The sequence below is a fragment of the Listeria sp. ILCC792 genome (assembly GCF_900186135.1).
Lineage (GTDB): Bacteria > Bacillota > Bacilli > Lactobacillales > Listeriaceae > Listeria > Listeria goaensis.
Window position 1 is genome coordinate 62,164 of the sequence record NZ_FYBO01000011.1, and the last position, 15,683, is coordinate 77,846.

At 40.8% G+C, this 15,683-nt stretch carries 16 protein-coding genes; all 16 read right to left on the minus strand.

Annotation, left to right across the window (positions count from 1 at the left end; translation table 11 throughout):
• Position 1: 1 nt before the first annotated feature.
• The 16 genes from buk to CFS60_RS11335 all read right to left on the minus strand — a co-directional run bounded on the left by buk (position 2) and on the right by CFS60_RS11335 (position 15,444).
• Positions 2–1,069 (minus strand): butyrate kinase, encoded by a 1,068-nt coding sequence (gene buk, locus CFS60_RS11260; RefSeq protein ID WP_088809965.1) that lies wholly within the window; start codon positions 1,067–1,069, stop codon positions 2–4.
• Between the two features lie 833 nt (positions 1,070–1,902).
• Positions 1,903–3,585 (minus strand): DNA repair protein RecN, encoded by a 1,683-nt coding sequence (gene recN / locus CFS60_RS11265; RefSeq protein WP_088809964.1) that lies wholly within the window; start codon positions 3,583–3,585, stop codon positions 1,903–1,905.
• A gap of 18 nt (positions 3,586–3,603) precedes the next feature.
• A complete protein-coding gene (gene ahrC / locus CFS60_RS11270) occupies positions 3,604–4,053 on the minus strand; it encodes a transcriptional regulator AhrC/ArgR (protein ID WP_088809963.1) in 450 nt (149 codons plus the stop codon).
• Positions 4,054–4,226: 173 nt separating this feature from the next.
• Entirely contained in the window at positions 4,227–5,048 is an 822-nt protein-coding gene (locus tag CFS60_RS11275; protein ID WP_088809961.1) for a TlyA family RNA methyltransferase, read from the minus strand.
• Complete coding sequence (gene dxs / locus CFS60_RS11280) at positions 5,045–6,946, minus strand: 1-deoxy-D-xylulose-5-phosphate synthase (protein WP_088815838.1); 1,902 nt, start codon at positions 6,944–6,946, stop codon at positions 5,045–5,047. The genes CFS60_RS11275 and dxs overlap by 4 nt, the downstream gene beginning before the upstream one ends.
• Positions 6,947–7,134: 188 nt before the next feature.
• The gene (locus CFS60_RS11285; RefSeq protein WP_007474297.1) at positions 7,135–7,335 is read right to left on the minus strand and encodes a cold-shock protein; all 201 of its coding nucleotides are present in this window, start codon (positions 7,333–7,335) and stop codon (positions 7,135–7,137) included.
• A 183-nt stretch (positions 7,336–7,518) separates the two neighbouring features.
• Positions 7,519–8,400, minus strand: coding sequence for a polyprenyl synthetase family protein (locus tag CFS60_RS11290; RefSeq protein ID WP_088815839.1), 882 nt, complete (start codon positions 8,398–8,400; stop codon positions 7,519–7,521).
• 2 nt (positions 8,401–8,402) lie between these two features.
• Positions 8,403–8,633, minus strand: a complete 231-nt coding sequence (gene xseB / locus CFS60_RS11295) for an exodeoxyribonuclease VII small subunit (RefSeq protein ID WP_088809956.1) — start codon at positions 8,631–8,633, stop codon at positions 8,403–8,405.
• Positions 8,634–9,977: an exodeoxyribonuclease VII large subunit gene (gene xseA, locus CFS60_RS11300; protein WP_255387565.1), complete on the minus strand. Its 1,344-nt coding sequence runs from the start codon at positions 9,975–9,977 to the stop codon at positions 8,634–8,636.
• 15 nt (positions 9,978–9,992) lie between these two features.
• Complete coding sequence (gene folD / locus CFS60_RS11305; RefSeq protein WP_088809952.1) at positions 9,993–10,847, minus strand: bifunctional methylenetetrahydrofolate dehydrogenase/methenyltetrahydrofolate cyclohydrolase FolD; 855 nt, start codon at positions 10,845–10,847, stop codon at positions 9,993–9,995.
• Positions 10,848–10,926: 79 nt separating this feature from the next.
• Positions 10,927–11,310: a transcription antitermination factor NusB gene (gene nusB, locus CFS60_RS11310; protein WP_088809951.1), complete on the minus strand. Its 384-nt coding sequence runs from the start codon at positions 11,308–11,310 to the stop codon at positions 10,927–10,929.
• A gap of 25 nt (positions 11,311–11,335) precedes the next feature.
• The gene (locus CFS60_RS11315; RefSeq protein WP_007543544.1) at positions 11,336–11,743 is read right to left on the minus strand and encodes an Asp23/Gls24 family envelope stress response protein; all 408 of its coding nucleotides are present in this window, start codon (positions 11,741–11,743) and stop codon (positions 11,336–11,338) included.
• Positions 11,744–11,746: 3 nt separating this feature from the next.
• Entirely contained in the window at positions 11,747–13,111 is a 1,365-nt protein-coding gene (gene accC, locus CFS60_RS11320) for an acetyl-CoA carboxylase biotin carboxylase subunit (RefSeq protein ID WP_088809949.1), read from the minus strand.
• A gap of 13 nt (positions 13,112–13,124) precedes the next feature.
• Entirely contained in the window at positions 13,125–13,601 is a 477-nt protein-coding gene (gene accB, locus CFS60_RS11325; RefSeq protein ID WP_088809947.1) for an acetyl-CoA carboxylase biotin carboxyl carrier protein, read from the minus strand.
• A 146-nt stretch (positions 13,602–13,747) separates the two neighbouring features.
• On the minus strand, positions 13,748–14,305 hold the full coding sequence (efp, locus tag CFS60_RS11330) for an elongation factor P (protein WP_088809945.1): 558 nt from the start codon (positions 14,303–14,305) through the stop codon (positions 13,748–13,750).
• A gap of 77 nt (positions 14,306–14,382) precedes the next feature.
• The gene (locus CFS60_RS11335) at positions 14,383–15,444 is read right to left on the minus strand and encodes a Xaa-Pro peptidase family protein (RefSeq protein ID WP_088839261.1); all 1,062 of its coding nucleotides are present in this window, start codon (positions 15,442–15,444) and stop codon (positions 14,383–14,385) included.
• Positions 15,445–15,683: the final 239 nt, after the last annotated feature.

Below are 15,683 nucleotides of genomic sequence, written 5' to 3' on the forward strand. Positions count from 1 at the left end.
CCTAGTATTCTAAAGCAATCTCTTGTCCTAACAAAATTCGCTGTGCGCCTTCATTTAAAGCCTTCATTTCGTCTTCACCTGGTGAGACAATAACCTTGGCAATCCAAGACGTCAGCTCCGTTATTTTCTTCGTAAAAGAAGCGCTCCTTGCAAGCCCGCCAGTTAAAATAATGGCATCCACTTCACCAGTAAAATGCACAGCAAGACTCGCGATTTCCTTACTCACTTGAAGGGCCATCGCATCAAAAATGAGCGCTGCGTATTCATCACCATTTGCAATCATCTTTTCAACTTCACGCATGTCCGTCGTACCTAGATACGAAGCAACGCCGCCCTCACCCATAAGTTGCTTTTGCAATTCTTCTTTTGAATGATTTTGGTCAAAACACGCGTCTAGAAATGCGTTAAGCGGTATAGTTCCAGCGCGTTCAGGGCTAAATGGACCTTCGCCGCCTAGCGCATTATTCACATCAATAGCAAACCCGTCCTTATGCGCCGCAACCGAAATACCACCGCCTAGATGTGCAATAATAAAGCGACTCGCTTCATACTCCTGGCCTAGCTCACTTGCTATCTTACGCGCCGTAGCCTTATGATTTAGCGCATGAAAGATACTAATTTTTTCATAATCCTTATGACCAGAAATACGCGCTACTGGTTCTAATTCATCAACCACAACCGGATCCACAATATAAATCGGAATTTGAAAGCCCTCGCCTAATTCAGCCGCAATTAAACCACCTAAATTAGATGCATGCTGCCCTGAAACACCAATTCGTAAATCCTGAATCATGTTCTCCGTTACCTTATACGTGCCACCTTTTAGTGGCCTTAAAAGCCCTCCACGTCCCACAATAGCATCAAGTTCCTCAAGCGAAAATGCTTTGCTTCGCAACGTTCGAATGATGATTTCCTTACGAAATTGAAGCTGTTCAAGAATTGTTCGAAACCCCTTTAATTCTTCATGTGAATGCCTTATTTCTTCTTCAAAACGTAAAGTATGTCCATCAAAAATTGCGAGTTTTGTTGATGTTGAACCTGGATTAATCGCAAGTACTGTAAAGCTCATTTCTGCCCCCTTCTAGCGCTAATCGCCTACTGAATTAAATTTGTGAAATTTATTATGTGTTATCAGTTATTTCAGCACTATTGTAACATGCACGCTTCACAATCCAAAAACTCTTTGCATCAAAAACAAAGAAAACGCTTTATTCCGATTTTTATAACATATTCAGACCATTCTGCCAGTTAATAAAAAGGGCAATATTACATTTAATTTTGAATCACTTGCAAAAAAATTACCATCAGGACTTTCGAATCAACAATGCTGTCATAAATGAACTTAATCCGCATTTTCAGTAGGCCTCATAAAATATCTGCACTCTTCACAGAAGGAATTCTAAATAGTGTCTTTCACAGGCGGCTCATGCTTTGAGACTTTCTCGCTAAAGCCTCAAAGCGCACTTGACCTTGCTAAGAATTTCATCATTCTAATAACGAGGAGCTGCGTTTTAATTTACGTGAATTTAGAGTTTTCCACTAATCTGCTTAAAGTTATTTTCTTCGTTACTATTTCCTCATACTCCGCATCATCTATTTTTTCTCCTAAATCAGGTGCACTTTTTCATCACGTAATCTGTTGCAAATAAGATGATATGGCAGAACAACCTCTTCGTCCGAACTCGTTTGAAAACTTCCAAACCACCATGACGACTAAAACAAAAACTTAACTTTTGGATGAAAGCAAGTTTTACCGTCCCTAAAATGATTGCATCACTCTTGGCTTTCCCATAAAAAAAGATAGCTACATTAAAAATTAGTAGTTGTTTTTATAGGTAGGTAATAAAACTTACTCTTATATTTTAAACAAAAAGCTTTTCGTATGCAAGCAATTTTGTTTTTTTATCGTGCGGATTTCGTCTTACTTGCTTGGGAAAGCATTTCTTCCGCATGTTGTTTCGCTAGCTCAGTAACTTCTGTCCCCGCAATCATCCGACTGATCTCCAAACTTTTTTCAGCTCCGTGAAGAATTTCCACGTTAGTAGACGTTCGTTCATTTTCAATATTTTTCGTAATATAGTAATGATGATCCGCCATTGCCGCAACTTGCGGTAAATGCGTAATACAAAGGACTTGTGATCCCACCGAAACCGCGTAAATTTTTTCAGCAATAGCCTGTGCCACGCGCCCGCTTACTCCCGTATCCACTTCATCAAAAATAATCGACGTAATCCCTTGATGCTTCGAAAAAATCGTTTTCAGCGCCAACATCATACGCGATAGCTCACCGCCTGAAGCAATTTTCGTCATCGGTTTTGCCGGCTCCCCAGGATTTGTAGACATATAAAAAACCACTTCATCTTGCCCCGTTTCTGAATACTCTTCTTTGGTTGAAAAATGGACCTCAAATATGGCTTTTTCCATATACAGTTGACTGAGTTCTTGCTTAATTTGCGCTTCCAATTGGGTGGCGGCTTTTTTTCTTAGGGAAGTTAGGCGCGTGGCTTTTTCAGCGACTTGTTTTGCCAGCCGTTCGACGTTTTCCGAAAGTTCACCAACATGTGCTTCGCTATTCGCGAGTTTTTGAATTTCATCTTGGATTTCAAGATGGTAAGCCATTATGTCTTCCACCTTTTTCCCGTATTTCCGTTTCAATTGGTTCATTTCCGCCAAGCGATTTTCAATTTCGTTCAATTGCTCTGGCTGGAATTCCATCTGCTCAAGCGCCTGTCTAATTTGCATCGCCGCATCTTCCAATTGGTAATAGCTTGATGCAATGGTTTCGTGTACGCTATCAAAATCGGGCGACACGCCTTTTGCCGTTTCCATCTGATGCATCGCCTCACTCACAGCTGAAAGTCCGCCAGAATCTGCTTGAAGCGCACTATACGCGCCATTCAAATTTTCATTTAATTTCTCGAAATTGGCCAGAATATTTTTTTCCGCAAGAAGGGTTTCTTCTTCGCCAGCTTCCAAGTGGGCAGCTTCAATTTCCTGATTTTGAAATTGAAGCATATCTAAGCGCTGTGCGAGTTCTTGTTCATTTTTTGTGAAATCGCGAAATTCTTTTTGCGCCTTTTTATACAAAGTAAAAGTTTCTTCATATTCTTGAAGCGGTTTTGTTTCGCCGCTGTACCGGTCGAGAAGTGTAAGGTGAAACTCGTCATGCATCAACTCTTGGTGCTCATGCTGACTATGAATATCAATTAATTTGGAACCAATATCTCGAAGAAGCACTGTTGTCACAAGCTTCCCGTTTATGCGACAAACATTTTTCCCGCTTCTAAACATGGTCCGCTCTAAAACAACCATATTATCCGTTGCATCGATACCGTTCTCCGCAAGTGTTTTTTGCGCAGCGATGTTATCTTCTGCAAGGATAAATAAACCTTCTAAAGAAAGCTTATCTTCGCCGTGGCGAATGAAATGACTTGATCCCCGGCCACCTACAAGTAAACCGAGAGCATCGATAATAATCGATTTCCCAGCACCTGTTTCACCGGTTAAAACGGTCATTCCTTCTTCAAAAGACAGAGAAAGAGATTCAATGATAGCCAAATTTTTAATCGTTAATTCTTGTAACACCTGCCGAAGTCCTCCTTTTTATAACATTTCCACTAAACGTTCTGAAACTTTTTGCGCGTCTTCTTCCGAGCGACAAATAATTAGACAAGTATCATCGCCACAAAGTGTTCCGGCTTTCTCAGGCCAATTTAAATTATCGAGCAAGGCGCCGATTGCGTTTCCGTTTCCCGGCATTACTTTTAAAAGCAATATAAACTGAACTGTATCAATACTAATAAAGCAGTCAACTAGCGTACGCTTTAATTTTTGCTGTGGGTTGAATTTGTTATCAGCAGGCAAACTATACTTATATGTTCCATTTTGTGTTGGCACTTTCACCAAATGAAGTTCCTTAATGTCACGAGAAATGGTTGCCTGCGTAACTTTCACGTCACGCTTTTGCAAAAGTTCTACTAATTCTTCTTGCGTATCAATCTCATTTGAAGTTACAAGTTCACGGATAATAATGTGTCGATGACCTTTATTCACTATTTTTCACCTCGCGTTATTTTTTATATCTCCATATTAACGAAAAAATCGCATAAAGTCACGGATTTAACGCAAATATTTTTTGAATTGACAAATTTTTATTTATTCATGAGGGTTTATATTTTTTGTAAAATGCGTATAAAATAAAAAAACCAGCATAAAAAACTGGTTTTCTAGTCTAATTGTGTATGTGCAAGCGCAACAATTTTTTCTAGCGCGTGGCTCTCTAATAAAATTTCACCTGATTCATTTCCCGTCCATTTAAGATGCGCAATAAATTCAATATTCCCTTCGCCACCTGTAATCGGTGAGAAATCAATGCCTAGCACATTAAAACCAAGCTTTGCGGCTTCCGTTAAAATATCTTCTAAAACCGCTAAATGAATTTTAGGATCGCGCACAATACCTTTTTTCCCAACATTTTCTTTCCCTGCTTCAAATTGCGGTTTAATCAGTGTCATCACATCGCCGCCAGTTACAAGCACCGTACGCAAAACAGGCAATATAAGCTTTAAAGAAATAAATGAGACATCAATGGTCGCAAAATCTGCTAAGCCAAGCGCGAAATCTACGGGTGTGACATGCCGGAAATTAGTTCGCTCCATCACGGTAACCCGCGAATCATTGCGCAGCTTCCAAGCTAGCTGGTTATAGCCTACATCAAGCGCATATGAATGCTTCGCCCCGTTTTGAAGCGCACAATCCGTGAATCCTCCTGTAGATGAGCCAATATCAAGCATCAATTTATCCCGCACATCAAAATCAAAAACTTGCAGTGCTTTCTCAAGTTTTAATCCGCCTCGACTGACATACGGCAAAGTTTTTCCTTTCACGCGTAGTGCGCTATCCACAGGAATTTTCTCGCCAGGTTTGTCGATTCTCGTATCCGTCCGGAAAACAATTCCCGCCATAATGGCGCGTTTTGCTTTTTCCCTCGTTTCAAAAAGGCCTTGTTCCACTAGCAAAACATCCGCGCGTTCTTTTTTTACACTCATAATAAATTCGCCTTTTGCTTCCCGAAACGCGCAAGCATTTCTTTTATTTTCATTTCAATGCCAGAAACCGATAAGCCATATTCCTCTAAAATGACTTCTACTGAACCGTGGCTTATAAATTCATCTGGCAAGCCTAGTCGACTAATAACGCTGTCGCTATACCCATGTTCTTCTGCAAATTCCAAGACCGCACTGCCGAATCCACCCGCTAAAAGGGCTTCCTCAACCGTTAAAATCGGCATTTTTTTCGCAAAAAGTTGGTGTAAAAGAACTTCGTCAAGCGGTTTGATGAAGCGAGCATTAATAACGCCGACGCGTAATCCTTGTTTGCGTAAGTGGAGAGCCGCCTCACAAGCGATAGAAATGGTTGTGCCAAATGTCAAAATTGCAGCATCTACTGGTTCAATCAATGTTTCAAATTCCCCAATGGGAAGAGCTTCTGCTGCTCCGCTCAAATCAACGCCTAATCCGTTGCCTCTTGGGTAACGAAGTGCGAATGGACCTTCAAACTCATAAGCAGTCTGAATCAGTTGGCGTGCTTCAAATTCATCTTTTGGCATCGCAATCACGATATTTGGAATTCCGCGTAAAAAACTAATGTCAAAAATACCTTGATGCGTCTCACCGTCCCCGCCTACAAGGCCAGCTCGGTCAATTCCAATTATCACATTTAAGTTTTGTCTGCAAACATCGTGGACAACTTGGTCGTAGCCGCGCTGTAAGAAAGTGGAATAAATTGCTAAAAACGGCTTTAAACCTTCCGCAGCAATTCCAGCAGCGAGCGTAACGGCGTGTTGTTCGGCAATCCCTACGTCGAAAAAGCGTTCTGGAAATTCTAAAGCAAATTTTTCTAGCTTAGAGCCGACTGGCATAGCTGGTGTAATCGCAACAATTCGCTCATCTTTTCTCGCTAGTTCCAAAATGCCTTCACTAATGACCTCACTCCATGCCGGCGCATCTGTTACAGGTTTAATAAAAGCACCTGTTTCAACTTTGTACGGTCCCGTGCCGTGCCATGTTCCTCGCTTATCAGTTTCAGCAGGAGCATAGCCTTTTCCCTTCGTCGTGACAACATGAATAAGCGTTGGCCCCTTCACCTTTTTAGCAAATTCAAGATTCGTAATTAAATCTTGATAGTCATGACCGTTCACCGGTCCTAAATATGTGTAACCCATTTCTTCAAAGAAAGTTCCTTGGACGAGCAAATATTTTACGCTATCTTTTACTCTTTCTGCAAAACCAGCGATTTTATCTCCCGCTGTAGGAATTTTTTTCATTGCCGCCTCTAAATCTTTTTTGGCACGTTTAAATTTACCCGAAGTTCGTAGCTTTCCGAGCATATTGTGCATCGCACCAACGTTTGGTGCAATCGACATATTATTATCATTTAAAATTACAATCACTTCTTTTCCCATATCGCCTATATGATTAAGTGCCTCTAGCGCCATTCCGCCTGTCAAAGCACCGTCACCGATAATAGGCACGACATGAAAATGTTCGTTTTTTATATCTCGCGCAATTGCCATCCCTGCTGCTGCGGAAAGAGAAGTAGAACTATGTCCCGTTTCAAAAACGTCATGAGGAGATTCTTTTCTTTTTGGAAAACCATCTAATCCGCCCTGTTGCCTAAGTGTATCAAATTTATCTGCCCTACCCGTTAAAATTTTATGCACATATGACTGATGCCCAACATCCCAAATAAATTTGTCATCTGGGCTTTGGAAAGCATAATGAAGTGCAATCGTCAGTTCAACTACACCTAAATTAGGTCCAATATGGCCACCTGTAACCGAAGTAGATTCAATCAAAAACTTTCTAATCTCTGCGGCTAACTCTTCCATTTCAGGTATCGCCATATCTTTTAAGAAGGCAGGATCCTTAATTTTAAAAAGATCCAATAGAAACAGCTCTCTTTCTTCATAATTTAATAAAAAGTGCCCATTCTATTTGGGCTTATTTGCCATTACTTGAAATCATTATATCATTTTCAATCTGTTTCACCAAGTGAATTCAAGTGAAAATACTTTTAGACAACAAAAAAAGCAAACCTCAAAATTGAGATTTGCTTTTGATTTTAAAATAGTAATTACGCTTTGTTAACGTTAGCCGCTTGTGGTCCACGAGCGCCTTCTTCTACGTCAAAAGTAACTGCTTGACCTTCGTCTAAGCTTTTAAAACCATCAGATTGGATAGCGCTGAAATGTACGAATACATCGTCTCCACCTTCACGTTCGATAAATCCAAAACCTTTTTCTGCGTTAAACCATTTTACTGTACCTTGTTCCATTTTAAATATTCCTCCTCGTGCTCCCGAGCACATTATATTGTACTATTCTTGCTTATGGCACGAGATGGAATGCTGTTCACAATCGTATCCTTACCCACAAAAATAATGCTATTTAAGCATATCACGTAAGAATCAAAAAAGCAAATGTTTACCTCAAAATAGTGAAACAATTTTTACAACTATTCAATTATCTCGCTTCACAATTAAATCAGCTAGACCAATTAAGAAATCCGTTTTTAAATCGCTACCTTGAAGTGCTGCAATTGCCAAATGATAATGCTCGTCTAACGCTTGCTTTGCACCGTCAAGTGTTAATAAACTTGGATAGGTGCTCTTTTGGTTTCGCTCATCAGAACCTGTTTCCTTACCTAATTTCGCTTTATCCCCTGTCACATCCAAAATGTCATCGCAAATTTGAAAAGCGATTCCAATATTTTGAGCATACGCGCTCAAGCGTTCCTGCTGACTAGCTGACGCATTTCCTAGCACGCTGCCCGCATAGACAGCCGCATGGAGCAGTGCTCCCGTTTTCCGCACATGGACTGATTCTAGCTCCTCAAGCGTGAGTTGTTTGCCCTCGCCCGTTAAATCTGCTTGCTGTCCGCCTACCATACCAAGAGCGCCAGCGTTTTTGGCGTAACATTGAATAATTTTTATCCGTTTATTAGCATCAATCGTTTCATCGTTTGCTACTTCCGAAAAAGCCATCGTTAGGAGAGCATCTCCTGCAAGAATAGCCGTTCCTTCATTAAATTTCTTGTGGTTCGTTAGTTTGCCGCGGCGATAATCATCATCATCCATCGCAGGTAAATCATCGTGAATTAAGCTGTATGTATGAATCATTTCGATAGCGCTCGCCGCGTGGCTACCTAAGTTTTTGTCGCCTGATAAAGCATCGATTGTCGCAAAGAGCAAAAGTGGACGAATTCGCTTTCCACCTGCTTGAAGCGAATAGTGCATCGCTTCTTTTAAAAGTGGTTCAATCGCTTCGTTTTCAACTGCGGAAAAGAGGCGTTCTTCAAGTTTTGCTTTATACGTATCTATAAAAGCATCAATGCTTGACAATGTTATTCGCCCTCCACTTCAAACGGCTTCTCTTCGTCCGTTTCCGTTACCACTTTAGCCATCTTCTCCTCAGCCGCTTGTAACTTCGTTTGGCAAAGTTTCGTTAACTCGATTCCTTTTTGATACATATCAAGCGATTCCTCTAAAGATGCATCGCCACTTTCTAAAGCTTCCACAATTGCTTCTAGTTCCTTCATCGCTTCTTCAAAACTTTGTTGTTTTTTTGTTGCCATTTATTTTTCCTCCTCTTTGCTCGTCACATTTGCCAGAAAGGCTCCATCGCTTAAAACAACCTTCACTTCATCACCCGCAGAAAGTTCGCGCACTTCTTTCACGACCTTTCCGGTTTTATATGTCACCCCGTAACCTCTTTTTAGGAGGGAAAGCGGACTTAAAAGTTCCAACGCCGAAATATGCTTTTCAAACTCATATCGCTTCAATTTGATGATATCAGTCGTAGCAACTTGTAATCGCCCCGCCAGTTCCTTTGTGTCGCGTTTTGCATCCGCCACTAGGCGTTCGGGTGAAACCAGTTGTAGCCGATTGGAAAATTGTGTCAGACGCGTTTCTTGTTGCCAAATAACCCGCGAAAATGCATTTTGCATCCGCCCCGAAAAATAATCCAAACGTTCAGTCTGCTCATCAAGCAATTTTCTTGGCCCACGTAGCAAAAGTCGCTCCCGCTTCGCTCGCAAATTGACTTCAGAACGCTCTAAAGTTTGCCGCATTAAATTTGTTAGCCGATACTTCCGTTCAAGTAAACGTTCATTTAAATCTTGATAGTGTGGCACCGCGAGTTCCGCAGCAGCAGTTGGAGTCGCCGCCCGAACGTCCGCCGCAAAATCAGCAAGCGAAAAGTCCGTTTCATGCCCGACCGCTGAAATGATAGGCACGTCGGAATCGAAAACCGAGCGTACTACGATTTCTTCATTGAATGCCCAAAGCTCTTCGAGTGAGCCACCGCCTCGTCCAATAATCATCAGGTCAATATCGTTGCGCGCATTAATACGGGCAATATTTTCTGCTATTTTACGAGCGGCCGTTTCTCCTTGAACAAGTGTTGGGAAAATGAGTACTTCCACACTGGGCATTCTGCGGTGAATCGTCGTCAAAATATCGCGTACCGCAGCCCCAGTTGCACTTGTCACGACAGCAATTTTAGAAGGGAAAGAAGGAAGCACTTTTTTATGCGCTGCATCAAAAAGTCCTTCCTTGTCTAATTTAGCTTTTAATTGTTCAAATTGAACGTATAGCGCACCGACGCCGTCTGGTTCCATGCTGTCCACGTAAAATTGATAGCGTCCTGCCTTATTGAAGATGGACACTCGACCGGTCACGAGAACGTTCATGCCATCTTCTGGTTGAAATGGCAATTTGGCAACTGATTTTGCAAACATGACAGAACGAAGCATGGCCGCTTCATCTTTTAACGTAAAATAAATGTGGCCGCTCGCAGGTGTTTTTAAATTCGAAATTTCCCCTTTGACAAAAACTTGTTTTAAATATGGGTCTGCCTCAAATTTGCGTTCAATGTATTTTGTAAGTGCTTCAACTGTTAAATATTTTTCTTGCAAAATCATCACGTCCAATTTTTATTGCTTATTATAAATTCGTTTTGCGGCTTTTAGCGTGTTCGTAAGGAGCATTGTAATCGTCATTGGACCAACGCCGCCTGGAACAGGTGTGATATAGCCTGCTTGTTGGAAGACATCGTCATAATCGACATCGCCGCACAATTTGTTGTTTTCATCGCGGTCCATGCCGACATCGATGACAATTGCGCCTGCTTTGACATAGTCTTTTTTCACAAATTTAGCAAGGCCGGTTGCGACAACTAAAATATCCGCTTCACTTGCGACTTCTGCTAAATTTTTTGTTCGGCTATGCGCAATTGTTACGGTTGCATTTTCTTGCAATAAAAGTTGCGCAACTGGTTTTCCGACGATGTTACTTCGTCCAATGACAACCGCGCGCTTACCTTCAATTGTTTCACCTGTTGATTTGATGAGCTCAATAATCCCTGCTGGCGTGCACGGAACAAGCGAATCTTTGCCAACGAATAAGTTGCCGACGTTAAGAGGATGGAACCCGTCTACATCCTTCAGTACGGAAATCGTGTCAATGACCTTTTCCTCCGAAATATGTTTAGGAAGTGGCAGTTGCACTAGAATCCCGTGAATGGTTTCGTCTTCGTTTAGATCTTTGACGGTTTGGAGCAGCTTTTCTTCTGAAACATCTTCTGGAAGTTCGATAAGTACTGACTTCATGCCGCTTTCTTCTGTGCGCTTTTGTTTATTTCTTACATATGTACGTGACGCTTGGTTATTTCCTACGAGCACAACTGCAAGCCCTGGTTGTTTGCCTTCGCTTTTTAGCGCGCTAACTTCTTTCGTTACATGTTCCTGAATCTCTTTTGCTAATTTTTTACCATCAATAACTTGTGCCATCTTCATTGCCCCCTTGAAAACTTATGATTAAATAGACTTGGCGAAAAATACTTTTTTCACCAAATCTACAGTAAAACCATTAATCGTTTTGTGCAATATTTGCGAGTACGCCATTGATAAATTTGCTTGCTTTTTCATCGCTATAAATCTTTGCGATTTCAATTGATTCATTTAAACTTACACGATCTGGCACATCTTCTAAAAAGAGCATTTCAAATGCGCTAACTCGCAAAATGGAGAGGTCAACTTTATTTAAGCGGCTTAGTTGCCAATTATCTAGATGTGCTTCGATTTTTTGATCAAGTTCGCTTTTATGTTCTGTCACTCCATTTACAAGTGTTTCAACATAATCATCTTGTTCCTCATCCATCACATTTTGAATCGCCTGCTCGACTGGCATTTCATTCAATTCCATTTGGAATAAAGCTTGAAGCGCTCTTTCGCGTGCTTCTCTTCTTTTCATTTTAATACTCCTTTAAAAACGTCTCTTAAAATGTTAGGTCATCAAAAGAAAGCGATTCGGTTTTTTCAAATTGAACGCCTACAATGTGCACATTGACTTCTAAAACATGAAGTCCTGTCATGCTGAAAATTGTATCGCGAACCGTATTTTGGATGCTTTCAGCGACTAGCGGAATGCTTGCACCGAATAAAACTGTGCAATAGATTTCAACCGTGATGCCTTCTTCTAGTAAATCCACTTTGACACCTTTACGATAGTTCACTGCCCCGCCAAAACGTTCACGCATTTCTGTCGCAAAACCGCCTTGCATGGCCGCCACTTGCTCTACTTCATTTGCTGCAAGTCCAGCAATGACACCAATAACCTCAGGCGCAATTTCAATCTTCCCAAGTGGTTCGTCCTGTCCTTTACGTAAATCTTTTGTATAGGCCATAAATTACTCCTCCTCAGTGTTTTTCATTACATCATTTTTTTCTAAAAACTTCGTATTGAAATCTCCTGAACGAAACGCCTCTGTTTCAAGCACTTTTATGTGGAATGGAATGGTGGAAGGAATTCCATCAATCGCAAATTCGGAAAGCGCGCGTTTCATTTTTTCGATAACTTCTTCGCGTGTATCGGCGTAACAGATTAATTTTGCAATCATTGAGTCGTAAAACGGCGGAATTTTATAATTTGGATAGGCTGCCGAATCGATTCGAACACCGTTTCCACCTGGCGGCAAGTAAAATTTAATTTCACCTGGCGCTGGCATAAAGTTGCGTTCTGGATTTTCAGCATTAATGCGGCATTCCATTGCCCAACCGCTTAATTTCACGTCTTGTTGCTTGATGGTTAATTCTTCACCAGAAGCTACTAAAAACTGTTGTTTCACGAGGTCAATCCCTGTAACAAGTTCAGTAACAGGATGTTCAACTTGGATACGCGTATTCATTTCCATGAAATAAAAGCTTTTTTCTTTTGGTTCGTAAATGAACTCAATTGTGCCGGCGCCTGAATAATGAACAGCTTTTGCCGCTTTAACTGCAGCGCGTCCCATTTTTTGTCGTGTTTTTTCATCGAGGGCTGGTGATGGACTTTCTTCAATTAGCTTTTGTAAGCGGCGTTGAATGGTACAGTCGCGTTCCCCGAGGTGAATAACGTTGCCATGATTATCCGCCATAATTTGAATTTCCACATGTCTAAAGTCTTCGATGAATTTTTCAATATAAACACCCGGATCACCGAATGCTGCTTCAGCTTCTGCTTGGGTCGTTTTGATACCAGAAATTAATTTCTCTTCACTCTCCGCAACGCGAATTCCTTTTCCGCCGCCGCCAGCTGTTGCTTTAATGATGACTGGATAGCCAATTTTCTTAGCAATTTTCTTACCTTCTTCGGCATCTTGAACGATTCCTTGTGAGCCGGGAACAACTGGAACTCCGGCTTTCCGCATCGTTTCGCGTGCAACATCCTTCGTTCCCATTTGCGAAATAGCTTCCGCGCTTGGGCCGATAAAGGTAATATTGCAATCAGCACATAAATCCGCAAAATCGGCATTTTCTGCTAAAAAGCCGTATCCGGGATGAATAGCATCACAATTTGTTAAAACAGCGACGCTAATAATATTTGACATGTTTAAATAACTATCTTTTGTTGCGGCTGGACCAACGCAGTAAGCTTCATCAGCTAATTGACTATGTAAAGCATCGCGGTCAGCTTCAGAATAAATCGCAACCGTTTCAATTCCCATCTCTTTTGCAGCACGAATAATACGAACGGCAATTTCGCCACGATTGGCAATCAATACTTTTTTAATCATTTCGCATTACTCCTTATTTTTTTCTAACTTTAAAGAGAGGTTGACCAAATTCAACAAGTTCCCCATTAGAAACTAAAATTTCAGCAATCTCACCGTTTAAGTCAGCTGTAATTTCATTGAATAATTTCATCGCTTCTACGACACAAACAATTGTGTTGTTTGACACTTGAGAGCCAATTTCAACAAATGGCGGTTCGCCTGGGCTACCAGATGTATAAAACGTTCCTACCATTGGAGAGGTAATTACTTCTAAATCGCTTGTTTCTACTGGTGCTTCGGACACGACTGGAGATGGCGTATTTTCTACAACATTTACTTTTGGTGCAGCTTCAGGCAGAACGACTTGTCCTACTTCACTTAGTGCATGGGAAACTACGCCACTGTTTTTCTTTATAGAAAGCTTTGTTCCCTCTTGGTCTAATTCAAATTCATTTAAATTGGAATCGTCAATCAGCTCAATAAGCTGTTTAATATCATCAAATGATAGCATTTTTTTCTACACTCCTTAACATATCTAGTTCACAAACTAATTTCATTGTACCATAATTTCTTTTTAAATGGATAAATCACACGCTCATATTTCAATTTTTTCACAAAAAAATAGTACCTATCGGTGGATAAGTACTACTTCTTTTACTAAGCACGTGATACGTAACTAGCTTCTGTTGTATTAATCACAAGTGTGTCCCCTTCGTTTACGAAGAATGGCACCTGAACAACTAAGCCTGTTTCAAGTGTTGCTGGTTTAGAGCCTCCAGATGAAGTATCACCTTTAATTCCGGGTTCAGTTGCAGTTACTTCTAACTCAACTGTGTTTGGCAAGTCTACACCAATTGTTTCACCTTGATACATGATGATGTTGATTTCCATATTTTCTTTTAGGAATTTCAACTCATATTCAATTTGCGTTGCTGGCAATTCAATTTGTTCATAAGATTCGTTATCCATGAACACGTGATTTGTGCCATCTGCATATAGATATTGCATTTTACGGTTATCAATTTGTGCTTTGGCTACTTTTTCGCCGCCGCGGAATGTTTTTTCTTGAATCGCGCCAGTACGTAGATTGCGTAGTTTAGAGCGAACAAAAGCGGCTCCTTTACCTGGCTTCACGTGTTGGAAATCCAAAACGCGCCAAATCCCATTATCTACTTCAATTGTAAGACCAGTACGAAAATCGTTAACTGAAATCATCTTTTTTCCTCCTGTAAATCCCATTTTCTTAGTTCTTACTTATTTAACCACAAATGGCTAAAAGTTACAAAGAAATTTTATAAAATAATGAGCTCTTTTGGCGAATGAATTAAAACCTCATTCCCTGTTTCTGTAATTAAAATATCGTCCTCGATACGTACACCGCCAATTCCAGGTAGGTAGATGCCTGGTTCGTCAGTCACTACATTGCCGGCAATTAATTTTTGCGGACTCTTCATCGATAAGTTTGGACCTTCGTGGATTTCAAGTCCGATACCATGACCTAGAGAGTGTCCAAAATCCTCACCATAGCCGAAAGAAGCAATGTGATCGCGCGCAATTTTATCCGCCTCGATGCCAGTCATACCAGGTTTTAATGCCTCAATAACTTTAAGTTGCGCATCTAGCGTAATTTGGTAAATCTCTTTTAATTTTTCGCTTGGTTCGCCCATCGAAACTGTTCGCGTCATATCGGAACAGTATCCATTGTAATAGCAACCGTAATCCATTGTTACAAAGTCACCTGTTTCAATTTTTTTATCAGATGCCACTCCGTGTGGAAGCGCCGAACGAATACCGCTTGCCACAATGGTATCGAACGAAGATGAAGTCGCGCCTTGTCTGCGCATAAAGAATTCAAGTTCATTGGATACTTCAAGCTCTGTCATGCCAACTTTCATAAAGCGAATGATATGTTCAAACGCGGCATCTGCAATTTCGCATGCAGTTCGAATTTCTTTTAATTCGGCTTCTGTTTTCACTTGGCGCATCTTTTCAAAAAATCCTTGAACTGGAGAAAGTGCTGCAGAAAATATTTGTTCCATTCCTTTAAATTCAGCAACAGTAACATAAGCTTCTTCAAAAGCCAATGTTTTTACACCATTTTTTTGGAGTAATTCTTCGACAGTTTCAAAGATTGGTCCTTGGTGCTTCACAATTTCATAACCTACAGCTTGTTTAGCGGCTTGTTCCGTATAACGGAAGTCCGTCACAAAATAAGCTTTTTGGGGCAAAATTAGCGCCACACCACTCGTACCAGTAAAGCTAGAAACGTAACGTCTATTATATTCGCTCGTCACAAGAACGGCTTCCATTTTTTCATTGACAAGTGCTTGCTGTATCCTTGATAATCGATTCATTTTTAACTTCCTCCCTATATGTAAGTTTCGTTTTTTATTTTACCATAAGTCGCGCACAAAAACTCATCCGAGAGCTGGATGAGTTTTTGCGGTATACCATTTTTTAGTGAAGTGAGGTAGAACAGCCCAAAACGCATTGGACTACTCTTTTTATAGCCTTTTTTTATAAAATTAAAACATTCAAGAAAAAGTCAGCAACAACCTGTGCTTCCTGTGTTATAATTAGTTTTTAGAAATCA